General features: G+C 68.4%; 14 protein-coding genes and 1 other RNA gene. 10 read left to right on the forward strand and 5 right to left on the reverse strand.

Translation table 11 applies throughout. The annotated features are described in order from the left end of the window. Window positions 1–100 precede the first annotated feature (100 nt). Window positions 101–1,486 carry a dipeptidase gene (locus E3U26_RS20435; protein WP_072460740.1) on the reverse strand — a complete coding sequence of 462 codons (1,386 nt, stop codon included), beginning with the start codon at window positions 1,484–1,486 and terminating at the stop codon, window positions 101–103. A gap of 169 nt (window positions 1,487–1,655) precedes the next feature. Between E3U26_RS20435 and hemA the strand changes: the two genes are divergently transcribed. The 3 genes from hemA to ispG all read left to right on the forward strand — a co-directional run bounded on the left by hemA (window position 1,656) and on the right by ispG (window position 5,463). Beyond that, window positions 1,656–2,885: a 5-aminolevulinate synthase gene (gene hemA / locus E3U26_RS20440; RefSeq protein ID WP_036749768.1), complete on the forward strand. Its 1,230-nt coding sequence runs from the start codon at window positions 1,656–1,658 to the stop codon at window positions 2,883–2,885. A 108-nt stretch (window positions 2,886–2,993) separates the two neighbouring features. Then, window positions 2,994–4,214 (forward strand): helix-turn-helix domain-containing protein, encoded by a 1,221-nt coding sequence (locus E3U26_RS20445; protein ID WP_499107468.1) that lies wholly within the window; start codon window positions 2,994–2,996, stop codon window positions 4,212–4,214. Window positions 4,215–4,338: 124 nt separating this feature from the next. Next, window positions 4,339–5,463, forward strand: a complete 1,125-nt coding sequence (gene ispG / locus E3U26_RS20450; RefSeq protein ID WP_036749646.1) for a flavodoxin-dependent (E)-4-hydroxy-3-methylbut-2-enyl-diphosphate synthase — start codon at window positions 4,339–4,341, stop codon at window positions 5,461–5,463. Window positions 5,464–5,724: 261 nt separating this feature from the next. Here the strand turns inward: ispG and E3U26_RS20455 are convergent, their stop codons facing one another. Further along, window positions 5,725–6,477 (reverse strand): DsbA family protein, encoded by a 753-nt coding sequence (locus E3U26_RS20455; protein WP_072460739.1) that lies wholly within the window; start codon window positions 6,475–6,477, stop codon window positions 5,725–5,727. 135 nt (window positions 6,478–6,612) lie between these two features. On the opposite strand from E3U26_RS20455, the gene E3U26_RS20460 reads away from it, so the two are divergent. The 5 genes from E3U26_RS20460 to E3U26_RS20480 all read left to right on the forward strand — a co-directional run bounded on the left by E3U26_RS20460 (window position 6,613) and on the right by E3U26_RS20480 (window position 14,093). Continuing rightward, complete coding sequence (locus tag E3U26_RS20460; RefSeq protein ID WP_499107471.1) at window positions 6,613–7,749, forward strand: pyridoxal phosphate-dependent aminotransferase; 1,137 nt, start codon at window positions 6,613–6,615, stop codon at window positions 7,747–7,749. After that, window positions 7,746–8,981, forward strand: a complete 1,236-nt coding sequence (locus tag E3U26_RS20465) for an N-acetylmuramoyl-L-alanine amidase (protein WP_499107472.1) — start codon at window positions 7,746–7,748, stop codon at window positions 8,979–8,981. The genes E3U26_RS20460 and E3U26_RS20465 overlap by 4 nt, the downstream gene beginning before the upstream one ends. A gap of 70 nt (window positions 8,982–9,051) precedes the next feature. Then, window positions 9,052–11,589 carry a penicillin-binding protein 1A gene (locus E3U26_RS20470; RefSeq protein ID WP_499107474.1) on the forward strand — a complete coding sequence of 846 codons (2,538 nt, stop codon included), beginning with the start codon at window positions 9,052–9,054 and terminating at the stop codon, window positions 11,587–11,589. 76 nt (window positions 11,590–11,665) lie between these two features. Further along, a complete protein-coding gene (gene prfB / locus E3U26_RS20475; protein ID WP_036749659.1) occupies window positions 11,666–12,793 on the forward strand; it encodes a peptide chain release factor 2 in 1,128 nt (375 codons plus the stop codon). Between the two features lie 244 nt (window positions 12,794–13,037). Beyond that, window positions 13,038–14,093, forward strand: coding sequence for a patatin-like phospholipase family protein (locus tag E3U26_RS20480; RefSeq protein ID WP_036749771.1), 1,056 nt, complete (start codon window positions 13,038–13,040; stop codon window positions 14,091–14,093). A 59-nt stretch (window positions 14,094–14,152) separates the two neighbouring features. Here E3U26_RS20480 and ffs read toward each other — a convergent pair. Together ffs and E3U26_RS20490 are read right to left on the reverse strand one after the other, a co-directional pair. After that, an RNA gene (gene ffs, locus E3U26_RS20485) (signal recognition particle sRNA small type) lies at window positions 14,153–14,249 on the reverse strand. 48 nt (window positions 14,250–14,297) lie between these two features. Further along, complete coding sequence (locus E3U26_RS20490; protein WP_499107475.1) at window positions 14,298–16,109, reverse strand: bifunctional 2',3'-cyclic-nucleotide 2'-phosphodiesterase/3'-nucleotidase; 1,812 nt, start codon at window positions 16,107–16,109, stop codon at window positions 14,298–14,300. Window positions 16,110–16,313: 204 nt separating this feature from the next. Between E3U26_RS20490 and E3U26_RS20495 the strand changes: the two genes are divergently transcribed. Then, entirely contained in the window at window positions 16,314–16,778 is a 465-nt protein-coding gene (locus E3U26_RS20495) for a hypothetical protein (protein WP_114534955.1), read from the forward strand. A 12-nt stretch (window positions 16,779–16,790) separates the two neighbouring features. Here the strand turns inward: E3U26_RS20495 and E3U26_RS20500 are convergent, their stop codons facing one another. Beyond that, window positions 16,791–17,681: a prephenate dehydratase gene (locus E3U26_RS20500; protein ID WP_036749667.1), complete on the reverse strand. Its 891-nt coding sequence runs from the start codon at window positions 17,679–17,681 to the stop codon at window positions 16,791–16,793. Window positions 17,682–17,844: 163 nt separating this feature from the next. On the opposite strand from E3U26_RS20500, the gene E3U26_RS20505 reads away from it, so the two are divergent. Next, entirely contained in the window at window positions 17,845–18,375 is a 531-nt protein-coding gene (locus tag E3U26_RS20505; protein WP_499107476.1) for a c-type cytochrome, read from the forward strand. The last annotated feature ends 31 nt before the right edge of the window (window positions 18,376–18,406 follow it).

Below are 18,406 nucleotides of genomic sequence, written 5' to 3' on the forward strand. Positions count from 1 at the left end.
TGGGTCAGGGGCGCAAGGCAAGGGCCCGGTCACGGCCGCTTTTCGCCGCTGCCGCTACGTGCGAAAGGGGGCGACCCGGCCGGGCCGCCCCCCGCGGCTTTCAGCCCAGGGCGGCCAGGATGCGCGCCCAGCTGCGCGCGCCCCTGGCAAAGCTGTCGAGATCGTATTTCTCGTTCGGGGAATGGATGCGGTCGTCGTCGCGGGCAAAGCCGATCAGCATGGAATCCATGCCCAGGATCTCCTTGAAATCCCCGGCGATGGGGATCGAGCCGCCGGCGCCGATATAGGCCGCCTCGCGCCCCCATTCCTGCGTCAGCGCCGCCTTGGCCGCGGCGAAGGCCGGGTCCGAGATGTCCATGCGGCTGGCCGGGCTGGCGCCATGGCCGTGGAACTCGACCGTGCAATCCTCGGGGACATGGGCGCGGACATGGGCGCGGAAGGTCTCGCGGATGCGGTCGGGATCCTGGGTGCCGGTCAGGCGGAAGCTGACCTTGGCGCGGGCCTCGGCCGGCAGGACGGTCTTGAAGCCCTCGCCGGTATAGCCGCCGGTGATGCCGTTGATCTCGAAGGTGGGGCGGTTCCAGACCATTTCCAGCCCGGTGCGGCCCGTCTCGCCCACCGGATGCTTCAGCCCGACGCGCCCCAGGAACTCGGCTGGGTCGAAGCCGAGCGCGGCCCAGTCGGCGCGCAGTTCCGGGGACAGCTCCTCGACGCCGTCATAGAAGCCGGGCAGGGCGACGCGGCCGCCGGCGTCCTTGACCGTCGCCAGCGCGTTGACGAGGATCTGGACCGGGTTCGCCGCCAGCCCGCCGAAGCTGCCCGAATGCAGGTCGCGGTCGGCGGCGCGGATCACGATCTCCTCGCCGCAAAGCCCGCGCAGCTGGGTGGTGATGGCCGGGCGGCCGTCGGCATAAAGCCCGGTGTCGCAGATCATGGCGATGCCGGCGCGCAATTCCTCGGCATTCTCGCGCAGGAAGGGGCGCAGGCTGGGCGAGCCGGATTCCTCCTCGCCCTCGAACAGCAGCACCAGGTCCGAGGGCAGGCTGCCATGCACCGCCTTCCAGGCGCGGAACGCCTCGACGAAGGTCATCAACTGGCCCTTGTCGTCCGAGGCGCCGCGGCCGCGGATCACCTTGCCCTGCGGCGTGTCCTCGATATGCGGCTCGAAGGGCGGGCGCTCCCACAGTTCCAGCGGATCGACGGGCTGCACGTCGTAATGGCCATAGAACAGCAGCGGCCGCCGCGTCCCCTTCGGCGAATGCGCGACCACCATCGGATGGCCGGGCGTGTCGCGCAGCTCGGCCCGGAAGCCCAGCGAGACCAGTTCGGCGCAAAGCCATTCCGCGGCACGCCGCACCTCGGCCGCATAGGCCGGGTCGGTCGAGACCGAGGGAATGCGAAGAAATTCCATCAGCCGGTCGAGCGCCTGGGGCAGCCCCGCGTCCAGCGTTGAAAGTACTTCGCCGATTCTGGAATTGTCCGTCATCCTTCGCCTTTCCTGATTGATTTTATCAGAGAAAATGCCTGTCCCCTTGGTATGGGTGCGACATTTTAACGCTGTATTTCCTCTGGCTTGATGCGTATCAAGGTATGACCCGCGGGATCGCAGCATGATCCCCCAAGCAAGCAAGTTCAAGCAAGGCAAGGGATCCGTGATGGACTATTCAGCCGCCCTCGATCAGGCCATCGGCAAGCTGCACGAAGAGGGTCGTTACCGCACCTTCATCGACATCGAGCGTCGCAAGGGGGCCTATCCGCAGGCGGTCTGGACCCGTCCCGACGGGACCGAGACCGAGATCACCGTATGGTGCGGCAACGACTACTTGGGCATGGGCCAGCACCCGGTGGTGCTGGCGGCGATGCACGAGGCGCTGGATGCCACCGGGGCGGGCTCCGGCGGCACGCGCAACATCTCGGGCACCACGGTCTATCACAAGCGGCTCGAGGCGGAACTGGCCGACCTGCACGGGAAAGAGGCCGCGCTGGTCTTTTCCAGCGCCTACACCGCCAATGACGCCACGCTCTCGACCCTGCGCAAGCTGTTTCCCGGCCTCATCATCTATTCCGACGAGCTGAACCATGCCTCGATGATCGAGGGGATCAAGCGGTTCGACGGCGCCAAGCGGATCTTCCGCCACAACGACGTCGCGCATCTGCGCGAGTTGCTGGAGGCCGACGATCCCGAAGCGCCCAAGCTGATCGCCTTCGAATCGATCTATTCCATGGATGGCGATTTCGGCCCCCTCGCGGCGCTCTGCGACCTGGCCGAGGAATTCAACGCCCTGACCTATCTGGACGAGGTCCATGCCGTCGGCATGTATGGCCCCCGCGGCGGCGGCGTGGCCGAGCGCGACGGGCTCAGCCACCGCATCGACATCTTCAACGGCACGCTGGGCAAGGCGTTCGGCGTCTTCGGCGGCTATATCGCCGCCTCGGCCAAGATGGTGGACGCGATCCGCTCCTATGCGCCGGGCTTCATCTTCACCACCTCGCTGCCGCCGGCGGTGGCGGCCGGGGCCGCGGCCTCGATCGCCTTCCTCAAGACGGCCGAGGGGCAGTTGCTGCGCGACCAGCAACAACTGAACGCCCGCATCCTGAAGATGCGGCTGCGCGGGCTCGGCATGCCGATCATGGACCATGGCAGCCATATCGTGCCGGTGCATGTCGGCAACCCGGTGCATTGCAAGGCGCTGTCGGACATGCTGCTGGCCGATTTCGGCATCTATGTGCAGCCGATCAACTTCCCGACCGTGCCACGCGGCACCGAACGGCTGCGCTTCACGCCCTCGCCGGTGCATGATCCCAAGCAGATCGACCAGCTGGTGAAGGCCATGGACAACCTCTGGTCGCAGTGCAAACTGAACCGTTCAACTTCAGCTGCCTGAGACGGTTTCGGGGTGAAGACCTCTCGCGCCCGTGATAACCTTGCTTTAATCAAGTTGTGAGAGTCTTCCGATTCGCGGGGACGAGCAGCAAAGAATGGGGCAGGCGCAATGATCGGGCTAAGGGGTAATCCCCCGTCCAATGGCCATGAGGAGCCGGCGGCCTTGCCGCCCGGTTTCGACGATCCTGACATTCGTCTCGGTGATCTGATGCGGGGCGAACGGGCCACGCTGGGCAAGTCGCTGCTGGATGTCCAGCGCGAATTGCGCATTCGCGCCTCCTATGTCGCCGCCATCGAGAATTGCGACATTTCCGCCTTCGACACGCCCAGCTTCATCGCGGGCTATGTCCGCTCCTATGCCCGCTATCTCGGCATGGACGCCGACTGGACCTTCCGCCGCTTCTGCCAGGAATCGGGCTTCCAGCCGACGCATGGCATGGCCCCTGCCGCCGCCGGGCCAAAGCCGCAGCGCCGGCCCTCGGACCCGGCCGAGGCGCTGGCCAATCCGCATCCGATCTTCCTGCCTCGGCAGGAAAGCATCTGGAGCTCGATCGAGCCGCGGGCCATCGGCTCGCTGCTGGTCATGGTCGTGCTGGCCTGCGGGCTGGGCTATGGCGGCTGGGCCGTGCTGCAAGAGGTGCAGAAGGTCAACCTGACCCCCGGCGAGCAGGCCCCCGGCGTCATCGCCGCGCTGGACCCGGTGCAGGAGGCGGCCGAGCCCGAGACCGTGGAATCGGCCCAGGTCAATTTGCCGCGCCCCGAGGGGCTGGACCGCACCTATCGCCCGCAGGCGCTGGAGCTGCCGGTGCTGGTCGCCCGCGACGGGCCCATCGCCGCCATCGACCCGCGGCTGGACGTGCCGGCGGCCAAGCCGGAAGGCGCCGCGCCCGCAACCCGCACCGCCGCGGTCCAGGACCGGGTCTATGGCCCGCAGATGCCGCCCGAACAGGCGGCGGTGCGCACCGTCGCCCCCGATGCGCCCGAGATCGAGATCCTGACCGCCCGTCCCGCCTGGGTGCGCGTCACCTCGGCCGACGGCACGGTGCTGCTGGAAAAGACCATGGACGCGGGCGAGCGTTTTGCCCTGCCTAAGCTGGAAGCGCCGCCGGTGCTGCGCGCGGGCAATTCCGGCGCGGTCTATTTCGCGGTCAACGGCCGCACCTATGGCCCGGCGGCGCCAGGCGCCAGGGTGGTCAAGAATGTCGAGCTGTCGCCCACGGCGCTGACGGCGCAATATGCCTTTGCCGATCTCAGCAAGGATCCGCAGCTGGCCGAGATGGTCGCGCTGGCATCGGCCGAGCAGCCGGACCAGGCCCCCGGGCAGGATTGACCGGCCGCGGGGTCACGGATGCGGCATCGCGCGCCCGACCGGGGTCGGATGGCTTGCCCGTCCCGCCGCATCGGCCTATTTCTGACGGGTGAATCCGCTTCCGGCGCAGGAAAAGGCCCCAGCCATGTCGCATAATCCGATCCGCCCCTGGCGCAATATCGACCGGCGCAAGTCGCGCCGGATCATGGTCGGCAACGTGCCGGTCGGGGGCGACGCGCCGATCAGCGTGCAGACCATGACCAATACCGACACCTCGGACGTGCGCGCGACGCTGGACCAGATCATCCGCGCCGCCGACGTGGGCGCCGACATCGTCCGCGTCTCGACCCCCGACGAGGCATCGACCCGCGCCCTGCGCGAGATCTGTCGCGAAAGCCCGGTGCCGATCGTGGCCGACATCCATTTCCACTACCGCCGCGCCATCGAGGCCGCCGAGGCCGGCGCCGCCTGCCTGCGCATCAACCCCGGCAATATCGGCGACGCCGCCCGCGTGCGCGAGGTGATCAAGGCCGCCCGCGACCACGGCTGCTCGATCCGCATCGGCGTGAATGCCGGCAGCCTGGAAAAGCACCTGCTGGAGAAATACGGCGAGCCATGCCCGGATGCGATGGTGGAATCCGGCCTCGACCATATCCGCATCCTGCAGGACAATGATTTCCACGAATTCAAGATCAGCGTGAAGGCATCGGACGTCTTCCTTGCCGCTGCCGCCTATCAGCAGCTGGCCGAGGCGACGGATGCGCCGATCCACCTGGGCATCACCGAGGCCGGCGGGCTGGTCTCCGGCACGGTGAAATCCGCCATCGGCCTGGGCAACCTGTTGTGGATGGGCATCGGCGACACGATCCGGGTCAGCCTGTCCGCCGATCCGGTCGAGGAGGTCAAGGTCGGCTTCGAGGTCCTGAAATCGCTTGGCCTGCGCACCCGCGGCGTGCAGATCATCTCCTGCCCCAGCTGCGCGCGCCAGGGCTTCGACGTCATCAAGACGGTCGAGACCCTGGAAAAGCGCCTCGAACATATCAAGACCCCGATGAGCCTGTCGATCATCGGCTGCGTGGTGAACGGGCCGGGCGAGGCGCTGATGACCGACATCGGCTTCACCGGCGGCGGCGCCGGCTCGGGCATGGTCTATCTGGCCGGCAAGCAGAACCACAAGATGACCAACGCCCAGATGGTCGATCATATCGTCGAGCTGGTCGAGAAACGCGCCGCCGAGATCGAGGCCGCGCAATCCGCCGCCGCCGAATAGCGAAAGGGCGGCCCCATGCGCCGCCCCATGCTTCTTCGTTCCAGAAATACCCATGCCGCCCGCGCAACCCGCCCAGGCGGCGCAGCCTCAGCCCTCGGCCTTGGCCTCGCGCGCACGGGCAATCGCGCCCTCCAGCCCCTCGGTGGGCATGCTGTGCAATCCGCTGCCGAATAGCGAAAGGGCGGCCCCATGCGCCGCCCCATGCTTCTTCGTTCCAGAAATACCCATGCCGCCCGCGCAACCCGCCCAGGCGGCGCAGCCTCAGCCCTCGGCCTTGGCCTCGCGCGCACGGGCAATCGCGCCCTCCAGCCCTTCGGTGGGCATGCCGCGCAGCATCTCGCCGCCGATGATGAAGGTGGGGGTGCCCATGATCCGCATCTGCTCGGCCAGCTGGTGGTTCTTGCGCAGCACGGCCGAGACCTCTTCGGTGTTCATCCGGTTCAGCACCGCCTGGCTGTCCAGCTCCAGGTCTCCGGCCAGCTTGGCCAGGCTTTCCAGGTTCACCGGCCCGCGCGATTCCATCAGCGCGTCATGCGCCTTCTTGTAGGCGTCGGGCCCGGCTTCCTGCTGCACCGCGACGGCAAAGCGCGCGGCCATGTCGCTTTCCTGGGTCAGGATCGGGAATTCCTTGACGATCCAGCGGATATTGCCATCGGCCGAGATCAGCTTCTCCACGTCCGGGCTGACCCGCTTGCAGACGCCGCAGCGGTAGTCGACGAACTCGACCAGGGTCACGTCGCCCTCGGGATTGCCGCCGACCCAGCTGTGGCCGTCCTGGAAGATCGCCTCGCGGTTGTTCTCGACCAGCAGCTCGTCGTTGCGGGCCTCGTCGGCAAGCCGGCGTTCCTCCAGCACGTTGATCGATTCGATCAGCACGTCGGGATTGGCCATCAGGTAGTCGCGCACCGCCTCGCCGAAGGCGGCCTTCTCGGCCTCGGTCATGTTCGCGGGGTCGAAGGCCGCGGCGGGCAGGGCGGTGGCAGCCAGCAGCGCTGCGGTCACAAGGGCTTTCATCGGGCAATCCTCTCCAGTTCCCGGCAACTTGACCGCTTGCGCGGGGCGTTGCAAGCGCCCGGCCGGGGCATCACGCGGGCTTGACCGGGCCGGCCGCAGGGCGGATACCCGGCCAAAACCATGAGGCTGGCTGACATGAGACAATCCCGCCGCGGGCAGGTCGATCCCTTCATCGTCATGGATGTGATGGAGGCCGCCCGCAAGGCCGAGGCCCAGGGCCGCCGCATCATCCACATGGAGGTCGGCCAGCCCTCGACCCCGGCGCCCCAAGGCGCGCGCCGGGCGCTGGCGGCGGCGCTGGACCGGCCCTTGGGCTATACGGTCGCGCTTGGCCTGCCGGAACTGCGCCAGGGCATCGCCGGGCTTTACAAGCGCTGGTATGGGCTCGACCTCGACCCGGCGCGGGTGGTGGTGACGCCGGGTTCCTCGGGCGCCTTCATCCTGGCCTTCTCGGCGCTTTTCGACGCGGGCGCGCGGGTGGCGCTTGGCGAGCCGGGCTATCCCAGCTATCGCCAGATCCTGCGCGCCATGTCGCTGGAGCCGGTGGGCATCCCGACGCGGGCCGAGGATCGCTATCAGCCGCGCCCGGGCGACCTGCCGGCGGATGCGCAGGGGCTGATCCTGGCCTCGCCCGGCAACCCGTCGGGCACGGTGCTGCGGCGCGAGGAGCTGGCGGGGCTGACCGCGCGCGCGGCAGAGCTGGGCATGAACGTGATCTCGGACGAGATCTATCACGGGCTGGACTATGGCGCGGGCTTCCATTCCGCGCTGGAGGTGACGGACGAGGTCTTCGTCATCAACAGCTTCTCGAAATATTTCAGCATGACCGGCTGGCGCGTGGGCTGGATGGTGGTGCCCGACGGCATGATCCGCACCGTCGAGCGGATCGCGCAGAACATGTTCATCTGCCCGCCCCATGCCAGCCAGGTCGCGGCGTTGGCGGCGCTGGATTGCGTCGATGAGGCCGAGGCGAACCTGGCCGTCTATGCCGAGAACCGCCGGCTGATGCTGGAGCGGCTGCCCAAGATCGGATTTTCGCGCATCGCGCCGCCCGAAGGCGCCTTCTACATCTATGCCGACGTGTCGGAGCTGACGACGGACAGCCTGGCCTTCGCCGCGGAAATCCTGGAAAGGGCCGGGGTGGCGGTGACGCCGGGCCTGGACTTCGACCCCCATCGCGGCGCACAGACCCTGCGCTTCAGCTATGCGGCGGGGGCAGCCGAGATCGCCGAGGGGCTCGACCGTCTGGCGGCCTTCATGGCGGCACGATGAGATGGCTTTGCGCCATCCTGCTGGTCTGGCTTGCCTGGCCTGCGCTGGCCGATGACGGCGCGCGCCCGGCCGTGGCGAGGGTCGATCTGGCGCAATCCTCGCTGGTGGCCGAGGGGCGCGACCGCGGCAAGCCGCGGCCGATGGAGCTGCGGCTGACGATCAGCCGGCCGGTGCCCTATCGGGTCTATTTCCTGGACGGGCCGCCGCGGCTGGTGGTGGATTTCCGCGAGATCGACTTTTCCGGCGCCGATGCCGAGGCGCTACCGGGGCGCGAACTGGTGCCGGCGCTGCGCTGGGGGCGCTTTCGCCCCGGCTGGTCGCGACTGGTGATGGAACTGCCCGGCCCCTATGCGCTGCGGCTGGCGGTGCAAAGCCCGGCCGCGGGCGGCGCCCAGGGGGCGCTGGTCAAGCTGCGCATGGAGCCGGTGAAGCCCGAGGATTTCGTCACCCGCGGCAATGCGCTTTCGGCGCTGTGGGACTTGCCGCAGCCGGCGGCCGTGGCGCCGCTGCCGCCGCGCCGCGCCGGCACCCGGCCCCTGCGCGTGGCGCTGGACCCCGGCCATGGCGGCCACGACCCCGGCGCCCAGGTCGGCGCGATCAGCGAGGCGGCGCTGATGCTGGGCTTTGCCCGCGAACTGACCGAGATCCTGAACCGCGCCGGTTTCGAGGTCATCGCCACCCGCAAGGACGACAGCTTCATCCCGCTGGAGCGGCGCATGACCATTGCCCGCGCCGAGCAGGCGGACCTGTTCATCTCGCTCCATGCCGATGCGCTGCCGGCGGGCGAGGCGGCGGGGCTGTCGATCTATGTCTGGAACCCGCAGGCCGACGACCGCGCCACGCGCGAACTGGCCATGCGCCACGACCGCGCCGACCTGCTGGCCGGGCTGGACCTGTCGGGGACCGACGACCACCTGGCCGACGTGCTGATGGACCTGGCGCGGACCGAGACGCATCCGCGCTCGGAAGCCTTCGCCAAGTTCGCGGTGTCCGAGCTGAACCGGGCGGGCATCGCCATGCACCGCAGGCCGGTGCGCGGCGCGGCGTTTTCGGTGCTGAAATCGCCCGACATCCCCTCGGTCCTGGTCGAGCTGGGCTTCCTGACCGATCCGGGCGACCGCGCCAACCTGTTCGACCCCGAGTGGCGCGCGCAGACCGCGCAGGCGCTGGCCCAGGCCATCGGGCTTTGGGCGCAGGACGATGCCGCCCGCGCCGCCCTGCTGCGCAAGTAGCGCAAGGTTGCTTTGACGGGCGCGGCCTCGCTGTCTATAGAGGCGCAGGTTATCCCCAGAGGCTTGCCCATTGCTGCGCTTCCTGCTGTCCTTCATCGGTGCGATCTTTTCCTGGCTCGTGACCGCGGTCTTCTTCATCGCCCTGACCGTGGGCGCGGTGTTCTGGATGTATTCGCGCGACCTGCCCAGCCATGAGCAGCTGGCGCAATACGCGCCCAAGACCATCAGCCGGATCTATTCCGCAGAAGGGCGGCTGATCGACGAATTCGCCGAGGAACGCCGCATCTTCGTGCCCATCGACGAGATCCCGCCGCTGGTGAAGCAGGCCTTCATCAGCGCCGAGGACAAGCATTTCTACAGCCATCACGGCTTCGACCCGATGGGCATGGGCAAGGCGGCGCTGGATGCGATCAGCTCGGGCGGGCGCAACCTGCGCGGCGCCTCGACCATCACCCAGCAGGTGATGAAGAACTTCCTGCTGTCCAGCGACCGCAGCGTCGAGCGCAAGATCAAGGAGCTGATCCTGGCCACCCGGCTGGAATCGACCCTCAGCAAGGACCAGATCCTCGAGCTTTACCTGAACGAGATCTTCCTGGGACAGAACAGCTTCGGCGTGGCCGCGGCGGCGCAAAGCTATTTCAACAAGCCGCTGACCGAGCTTGCGCCGCATGAGGCGGCGACGCTGGCCGCCATGCCCAAGGCGCCGGGCCGCTATCACCCCGTCCGCGCCCGCGAGGCGCTGACCGAACGGCGCGACTATGTCCTGCGCGAGATGTGGCAGAACGGCTATATCGACCAGGCCACCTACGAGGCCGAGGCCAGGCAGCCGCTGCGCTCGGTCCAGAACGGCGATTTCCCCGCCTTCCAGCAGCAATTGCCGCCGCGCGACTATTTCACCGACGAGATCCGCCGCCAGCTTTCGGCGCAATTCGGCGCCGAGGAGTTCTTCGGCGGCGGGCTGGCGATCCGGGCGACCATCGACCCCAAGCTGCAACAGGTCGCCGCCCATGCGCTGCAGCAGGCGCTCGAGAAATACGACCGCGGCCGCGGCGTCTGGCGCGGCACCCGCGTCAAGATCCCGGCCGAGCAGCTGGGCGACGAGCAGGCATGGCGCGCGGCGCTGTCCGATGCCGATGTGCCCCGCGACATCGAGGGCTGGTTTCCGGCCGTGGTGCTGGCGCTGGGGGACAGCGAGGCCACCATCGGCATCGAGGGGATCGAGGGCACCGCCCAGATCCCGGCCAAGGACGTGCAATGGGCAAGGAAGCGGCTGGCCGACGGCACGCTGGCGCCCAAGGCCAAGGTGGCTTCGGACCTGCTGGATGTGGGCGACGTGGTGCTGGTGCGGCGCATGACCAGCGACAGCGACGGCAGCTTCATCCGCTGGACCCTGCGCCAGGTGCCCGAGGTGCAGGGCGGCTTCATGGCCATGGACGTGAACACCGGCCGCGTCATCGCCATGCAGGGCGGCTTTTCCTATCAAAGCTCGGTCTTCAACCGCGCCACCCAGGCGCAGCGCCAGCCGGGCTCCAGCTTCAAGCCCTTCGTCTATGCGGCGGCGCTGGATTCGGGCTTCAACCCCGCGACCATCGTCGTGGACGAGCCGATCACCGTGAACACGCCGCAGGGGCTGTGGACGCCCAAGAACGCCAGCGGCAAGTTCTATGGCCCGACGCCGATGCGCACCGGGATCGAGCAGTCCAGGAACCTGATGACCATCCGCATCGCCCAGGGCATCGGCATGGACACGGTGGCGAAATATGCCGAGAAATTCGGGGTCTACGACCATCTCGGCCATTTCCTCGCCAATTCGCTGGGCGCGCAGGAAACGACGCTGTTCAAGATGGTCGCCGCCTATGCCATGTTCGCCAATGGCGGCGAGCGGGTGGAACCCACGCTGGTCGACCGCGTGCAGGACCGCCGCGGCCGCACCATCTATCGCCACGACCGCCGCGACTGCGTGACCTGCGGCCAGCCGACCCTGCCCGCCGGCGCCGCGCCCGAGATCCGCTCGAACCGCGAACGGGTGATGGACGCGATCACCGCCTACCAGCTGACCTCGATGCTCGAGGGCGTGGTCAAGCGCGGCTCGGGGCGCGGGGTCAGCCTGCCGGTGCCCGTGGCCGGCAAGACCGGCACCACCAACGATGCCAAGGACGTGTGGTTCATCGGCTTCACCTCGAACATCGTCGCCGGCTGCTATCTGGGCTACGACCAGCCGCGCACGCTGGGCGCCAACGCCTATGGCGGGACGCTTTGCGTGCCGGTCTTCAACGAATTCATGCAAGAGGCGGTCAAGGAATTCGGCGGCACCGCCTTCAAGGTTCCGCCGGGCGGGCATTTCGTCAACATCGACCGCTTCAGCGGCGCGATCCTCGGCCCGGATGCCAAGGGCGACAACGTCATCGCCGAATATTTCCGCGACGGCCAGGATCTGACCGGGCTGATGCTGGTCGACGGCGGCTTCGGCCGTGCCGATCCGGGCACCTTGCCCTTGTTCACCGAGGCGCGCGACGGCGGGCAGGCGGTGACGACCTCGACCGGCAAGAAGAAGGTGATCCCGAAGAAGGCCGATTTCGGCACCCTGTCCTCGGGCGGGCTGTATTGAGGGCTGGCGCTTGCCGCCGCCCGCCGCCCGCGTTATTTGTCCTGCCCTGACCGAAATCCGAACCCAGAGAGTGCCCATGCGCGCCGAAACCCAAGCCACCATCGAGGCGATTCGCAAATCGCTGAAACTGCTCGGCCAGCGCATGGACTGGGAAACCGCGCCGCACCGGCTGGAAGAGCTGAACGCCATGATCGAGGCCGGCGACATCTGGTCCGACCCGGCCCGTGCCCAGAAGCTGATGCGCGACCGGCAGATGCTCTCGGATGCGGTCGAGACCTATCGCCGCATCGACACCGAGCTCAAGGACAATGCCGAGCTGATCGAGCTTGGCGAGGCCGAGGGCGATGCCGAGATCGTCGCCGATGCCGAGGGCGCGCTGAAATCCCTGGCGGAACTGGCCGCGCAGAAGGAGCTGGAGGCGCTTCTGAACGGCGAGGCCGACGGCAACGACACCTTCCTCGAGATCAATGCCGGCGCCGGCGGCACGGAAAGCGCCGACTGGGCCAGCATGCTCGCGCGGATGTATGTCCGCTGGGCCGAGAAGAAAGGCTACAATGTCGAGCTTCTGTCCGAGACGCCGGGCGAAGAGGCGGGGATCCGTTCCGCCGCCTACAAGATTTCCGGGCCGAACGCCTATGGCTGGCTGAAGTCGGAATCGGGCGTGCATCGGCTGGTGCGCATCTCGCCCTATGATTCGGCGGCGCGGCGGCATACCTCGTTTTCCTCGGTCTGGGTCTATCCGGTGGTGGATGACAATATCGAGATCACCATCCCCGACAACGAGATCAGGATCGACACCTACCGCTCGTCGGGCGCGGGCGGGCAGCATGTCAACACCACCGATTCGGCGGTGCGCATCACCCACCTGCCGACGGGCATCGTTGTGACCAGCTCGGAAAAGTCGCAGCACCAGAACCGCGCCAACGCCATGGCGGCACTGAAGGCGCGGCTTTATCAGCTGGAGCTGGACAAGCGCAACGCCGCGATCAACGCCCAGCACGAGGCCAAGGGCGATGCCGGCTGGGGCAACCAGATCCGCTCATACGTGCTGCATCCCTACCAGATGGTGAAGGATCTGCGCACCGGGCACGAGACCTCGGATACGCAAGGGGTGCTGGACGGGGCGCTCGATGCATTCATGGCCGCAACGCTGGCACTGGACGTGGCCGGCAAGTCGCGGGCCGAGGCGCAGGCCGAGGACTGATCCGCCGCGCCCGTGGCGCGGTCGCGTGGGTATTCGGGAAACGGTGAAGCAGGCGCGGCGCGGGCGCGGGGCATTGCGCGAGTGTTTTCTCTGTTCCTCAAATACCCATGCATGGGCGACGTTGGCACGGCGGCATGGGTATTTGAGGAACGAAGAAGCGTGCAGGCCGGGCGTGGGTTCCGGGGTTTTGTGTCGCGCGGCACTGGGTTAGCCTGCGACGCGGATGGCAGCGGACGGGGGCGGCATGGCGGTCAAGCGGATCAACCTGGCCTTGCAGGGCGGCGGCGCGCATGGCGCCTTTGCCTGGGGGGTGCTGGACCGGCTGCTGGACGAGCCGGACATCGAGATTCGCGGCATCAGCGGCACCTCGGCCGGGGCGCTCAACGGGGCGGCGCTGGCGGCCGGCCTGTCCTGCGGGCCGGGCCGGCGCGGGCGCGAGGCGGCGCGGCAGAACCTGGCGCATATCTGGTCGCAGGTCGGGCAGGTCAGCGACAATTCCGTGGTGCGCTGGCTGCATTCCATGTTCCCGGTGCCGCGCGCCTGGCAGCGGCTGACCGAGCTGTTTTCCCCCGTGGCCTGGCTGGGATCGCTGACGCGGGTGTTCAGCCCCTATGATTCGGGTCCGTTCTATACCAACCCGCTGGCCGCCATCCTGCGCGAGATGCCGCATCCCCGGCTGGGCCGCGAAGAGGGGCCGGTGCTTTTCGTCACCGCGACCAATGTGCGCACCGGGCTGGTGCGGATCTTTGGCGGGGCCGAGGTGACGGTCGATACGGTGCTGGCCTCGGCCTGCCTGCCCGAGCTGTTCCGCGCCGTCGAGATCGACGATCCGCTGACCGGCCGGCGCGAGGCCTATTGGGACGGCGGCTATTCCGGCAATCCGGCGCTGTTCCCGCTGTATCGCCCGGACCTGCCCCGCGACATCGTCATCGTCAACATCAACCCGATGCTGCGCGAGGCGATCCCCAAGACCCCGGCCGCGATCCAGGACCGGGTGAACGAGATCAGCTTCAACGCGGCGCTCTTGGCCGAACTGCGCGCGATCAATTTCGTCAAGCGGCTGCATGCCGAGGAGCGGCTGACCGGCCGGCCGATGAAGAACGTGCTGCTGCATGCGATCATGGACGAGGATCTGATGAATTCGCTGAGCGCGCGGACCAAGCTGCTGCCGAATCCCGGCCTGTTGCAGCGCATGCATGATGCCGGGGTCGAGGCGGCCGAGCGATTCCTGGAGAAGGATGCCGGCAATATCGGCGAGCGCGATTCCTACGACCTGTCCCAGCTTTTCGGCCGCAGATAGCTTGGGCCCTGTTCGGCCGCATCCCGGCAGGAGCCTTGGCGATCCGGGGGGAGGAGCTGGGTGAGAGGCTGGACAGCGACCCAAGCGGGGCTCGTTACGGCTGCTTCCTTCCGGACCTGACCGGGTTGGCGAGGCGCCTGCCCGCGCCAACCTCTCGCCGCCTAGATAGGCGCGCGCGCGGCGGGATGCAAGCGGCTTGGCCGCTTACAGATGCAGGCGCAGGCGCAGGAAGCCGTCGGGGGCGATTCCGGCCGGCTCGACCGGCGTGGAAAGCCCGTCCAGGTGCCCCGCGGCGGCCGGCCCGGTCTTGAACAGGACCGAGGTGCCGGGCAGGGGGCGAAAGCTCCAGCCCGCGCGGGGATTGGGGGCCAGCACCCGGCGCTGCGCCACATAGCGGCGCAGCACCTCGCGGGTGGGGGAGGAGCCGTCCAGCAGCACCGGTCGCCCCGCCGCCACCGAGGCGAAGAGCCCGCTGTCCGACAGCCGGTAGCTGTTCGTCACCAGGATGAAGGGCTGGTCCGGCGCGACCGGGCGCATGCGGTGGCTCAGCGCGCAGATGCGGTGCGAATCGGGATGGGCCAGCCGTCCGTCGGGCGCGTAGCGCGGCGGGCGGCTCAGGTCGATCTGCCAGCCCAGCCCGTCGATGATGTCGAAATTGTAGCTGGGAAACTCGGGGTCGATCAGCGGCTGGTCCGGCTTGCCCGGCTCGATGCGCAGGAACATGCTGGCCGAGCGCTCCAGCCATTCGCGCAGCTCGGCCCCGGTCAGGCGGATGGCGCAGATCCGGTTCGGGAACAGGTAGAGATCGGCGATGTTGCGCAGCGTCAGCCGCCCGGCCGGGACGTCGGTGTAATGCTGCGGCCCGCCGCGGCCGCCGGCGCGGAACGGCGCGACCGCCGACAGGATCGGCAGGTCCTGCCAGCGCGTGCCGCGCAGGGCGCGCCGCACGTGCCAGCGCTGCGCCATGGCCACCAGCCGCAGGCCGGGATCCTCGCCGATCAGCGAGAAATAGCTGCTCAGCGGCCGTTCGGTGCGGCCGATGCGGCGGCTGAAATGCCGCAGGGTCTGGCGATGGGCGGAAAGGGCGGGGCCGGTGACGGCGGGATGGTCCTCTTCGGCGCCGACCGGCTCGGCGCGGCAGGTGAAGTCGGCGATGCGCCAGCCCTGGGCCAGGGGTTCCAGCCGCAGGTCGATCACCCCCAGGTGCGAGCCCCAGAAGCCAGGCATGACCGCGGGCTTGCCGGCCAGCGTGCCGCGGCGGGCGTCGATTCCCGGCCCCTGCGGATGGTCGCCCGAGGGGAACACCCGATGCGTATGGCCCGCGATCACCACGTCGATGCCGGGCAGGGCGGCCAGCGCGGTGGCCGCGTTCTCCATCATCGGCGCCGGGGCGAGCGCGCCGATGCCGCTATGGGCCAGCGCCACGATCAGGTCCGCGCCCTGTTCGCGCAGGGTCGCGATGCCGGTGCGGGCGGCCAGCAGGATGTCCTGGACCGCGATCTCGGCTTTCAGCCCGCGTTCCCATTCCACGGTCTGCGGCGGCAGAAAGCCCAGCACGCCGATGCGCAGCGCATGCGGCCGGCCCTGGTCGTCGCGGAACTGCCGCGTCAGCAGGACATGGGTCTGCACCGGCAGCGGGCGCAGCGGGCGCAGGTTGGTCGAGACCACGGGAAACTCGGCGCCCTCGAGCGTGCGGCGCAGAAAGCCCAGGCCAAAGCTGAAGTCATGGTTGCCGATGGTCGCCGCGTCATAGCCAAGCGCGTTCATCGCCGCGATGGCCGGATGCGGCTGGCGGGTGCCGATGTCGTCCATCTCGGCCAGGTAGTCGCCCATCGGGCTGCCCTGCAGCCCGTCGCCATTGTCGAACAGCAGGCAATTGCGCGCCGTCCGGCGTGCGCGGGCGATCAGCGCCGCCGCCCGCGACAGCCCCAGCCGACCCGAGGGGCGGTCGGCGAAATAGTCATAACCCAGCATATGCATGTGCAGGTCGGTCGTCGCCAAGACGCGAACTGCCATGGACTTGGCGCCAAAATGCGGCTTGGTGATGGGGCCTATGCGAGTCATGCCGCATGAATGCAGACTATTCGCGCATAATGCAACTGCAGATTGCATTTCACGCCTGCGGCTGATCAGCGCTCGCAGGCTGCGGCTTGCATGCCCCGGCGCAACATGGGATGAACCGCGGCGGCGCGTTGTTTCTTTGATTTGACTGGATCAGCCATGAAGTTTTCGACCCGAAGGGACGTCGATCTGGCCGCGGAGGCCTTGTTCCGTGCAGCCAGCAATTTTCACGCCATCGAGCGGATGCTGGTGCGGCGCGGCGCCACGGTGCGCCGTCTGGACGACCTGGCCGCCCCTGGGGTCGGGATGCGCTGGCTGATCGGCTTCGACTGGCGCGGGCGCCATCGCGAAGTGACGGCCGAGGTGGCGCGGCTGGACGCGCCCGAGGCGATGGTCATCAACGCCACCTCCGACCAGCTTGACCTGGTCATCCGCATGACCGTGGTCGCGCTGACCCGGACGAAATCGCGGCTGATCTTCGAGACCGAGGCGCGCCCGCGCAGCATGAAGGCGCGGCTGATGCTGCAGACCGCCAAGCTGGGCAAGGCGCAGCTGGACCGCAAGTTCGCCCGACGGATCGGCGAGTTCATCGCCGACCTGGCCGCGGGCGCGCAGGCTGCCTGACGGCCGGCCCGCCTATCGGGCGGCGGCCGCCGCCTGCGATTGCGCGGCGCGCAGCGGATCGGCGGGATAGACGCCCAGGATGTTCAGGCTGGAGGTGAAATAATCCAGCTCTTCCAGCGCGCGGGCGACATGCGGATCCTCGGGGTGGCCCTCGATGTCTGCATAGAATTGCGTGGCGGTGAAGACGCCGTCCACCATGTAGCTTTCCAGCTTGGTCATGTTGACGCCGTTGGTGGCAAAGCCGCCAAGCGCCTTGTAGAGCGCGGCCGGGATGTTGCGCACCCGGAACACGAAGCTGGTCATCATCGTCGTGCCGCCCTGGGCATTGGTGCGGCGGCTGAAATCGGGCTGGCGCGCCATGACCAGGAACCGGGTGGTGTTGTTCTGCCGGTCCTCGATCCCCGAGGCGAGCTCCTCGAGCCCGTAGATCTCGCCCGCCAGGGGCGCGGCCAGCGCGGCAAGCGACGGCTCGCCCCGGCGCGCGACCTCGAGCGCCGAGCCGGCGGTGTCGGCGCCGACCATGCCGCGGATGGCGTGGCGGCGCAGGAAGCCGCGGCACTGGCCCAGCAGCACCGGGTGGCTCATCGCGTCGCTGACCTGCGACAGCTTGGTGCCGGGCACGGCCAGCAGGCTGATGCGCACCCGCACGAAGCCCTCGTCGATGATGTGCAGCCCGGTTTCGGGCAGCAGGTGGTGGATGTCGGCGACCCGGCCATAGGTCGAGTTCTCGACCGGCAGCATCGCCAGTTCGGCCTTGCCGCCGCGCACCGCCTCGATCGTGTCCTCGAAGGTGCGGCAGGGCAGCGCCTCCATCTGCGGGCGATAGAAGCGGCAGGCCTGATGGCTGTAGGCGCCGGGCTCGCCCTGGAATGCGATCACGTTCTGGGTGGGGGCGTCGGTCATGGATCACACCTTGGCTTGGGGTGGCGGCCTGGGCCATGCCCCCGTGGCGGGCCGGCCTCGTGGTCGGTTTTGTGCTTTGCCAGCGACAACTACACCTTGAACCGGTGGAACAAAAGCGGGTAGATACGGCCAAATCCACGGACAGCCCAGGGGATCCGCAGACATGTTCGATACCATGACCGTCACCAAGGCAGCCGGTGCGCTGATCGGCTCGCTTCTGTTCCTGCTGTTGATGAGCTGGGCGGCATCGGGCGTCTTTCATGTCGGCGTCTCGGGCCATGGCGCCGAGGGCGAGGAACATGCCCAGGCCTATACCATCCCGGTCGAGGATGCCGGCGGCGCCGATGACGAGGCCGCCGAGGAGGGGCCTGATTTCGCCACCGTGCTGGCCTCGGCCGATGCCGCCGCGGGCGAAAAAGTGTTTGGCAAGTGCAAGGCCTGCCACAAGCTGGACGGCAACGACGGCGTCGGCCCGCATCTGAACGGCGTCATGGGCCGCGCGGTGGCCAGCGTCGGCGGCTTCAACTATTCCGAGCCGATGAAGGCGCATGGCGGCGACTGGACGCCCGAGGCGCTGGAAGAATTCCTCGCCAACCCCAAGGCCGTGGTCAAGGGCACCAAGATGACCTTCGCCGGCCTGCCCAAGGTCGAGGATCGCGCCAACCTGATCGCCTATCTGCAAGGCCAGCAGTAAGCGGCCCGGCCCGCGCGGCAGGCATGGGGCG

Source organism: Paracoccus ferrooxidans (assembly GCF_029909815.1).
Taxonomy (GTDB): domain Bacteria; phylum Pseudomonadota; class Alphaproteobacteria; order Rhodobacterales; family Rhodobacteraceae; genus Paracoccus; species Paracoccus versutus.

Bases quoted from the DNA above. Each gene is read 5' to 3' on its own strand.
- E3U26_RS20435 (WP_072460740.1), bottom strand. From the start codon at position 1,486: ATGACGGACAATTCCAGAATCGGCGAAGTACTTTCAACGCTGGACGCG.
- hemA (WP_036749768.1), top strand. From the start codon at position 1,656: ATGGACTATTCAGCCGCCCTCGATCAGGCCATCGGCAAGCTGCACGAA.
- E3U26_RS20445 (WP_499107468.1), top strand. From the start codon at position 2,994: ATGATCGGGCTAAGGGGTAATCCCCCGTCCAATGGCCATGAGGAGCCG.
- ispG (WP_036749646.1), top strand. From the start codon at position 4,339: ATGTCGCATAATCCGATCCGCCCCTGGCGCAATATCGACCGGCGCAAG.
- E3U26_RS20455 (WP_072460739.1), bottom strand. From the start codon at position 6,477: ATGAAAGCCCTTGTGACCGCAGCGCTGCTGGCTGCCACCGCCCTGCCC.
- E3U26_RS20460 (WP_499107471.1), top strand. From the start codon at position 6,613: ATGAGACAATCCCGCCGCGGGCAGGTCGATCCCTTCATCGTCATGGAT.
- E3U26_RS20465 (WP_499107472.1), top strand. From the start codon at position 7,746: ATGAGATGGCTTTGCGCCATCCTGCTGGTCTGGCTTGCCTGGCCTGCG.
- prfB (WP_036749659.1), top strand. From the start codon at position 11,666: ATGCGCGCCGAAACCCAAGCCACCATCGAGGCGATTCGCAAATCGCTG.
- E3U26_RS20480 (WP_036749771.1), top strand. From the start codon at position 13,038: ATGGCGGTCAAGCGGATCAACCTGGCCTTGCAGGGCGGCGGCGCGCAT.
- E3U26_RS20490 (WP_499107475.1), bottom strand. From the start codon at position 16,109: ATGGCAGTTCGCGTCTTGGCGACGACCGACCTGCACATGCATATGCTG.
- E3U26_RS20495 (WP_114534955.1), top strand. From the start codon at position 16,314: ATGAAGTTTTCGACCCGAAGGGACGTCGATCTGGCCGCGGAGGCCTTG.
- E3U26_RS20500 (WP_036749667.1), bottom strand. From the start codon at position 17,681: ATGACCGACGCCCCCACCCAGAACGTGATCGCATTCCAGGGCGAGCCC.
- E3U26_RS20505 (WP_499107476.1), top strand. From the start codon at position 17,845: ATGTTCGATACCATGACCGTCACCAAGGCAGCCGGTGCGCTGATCGGC.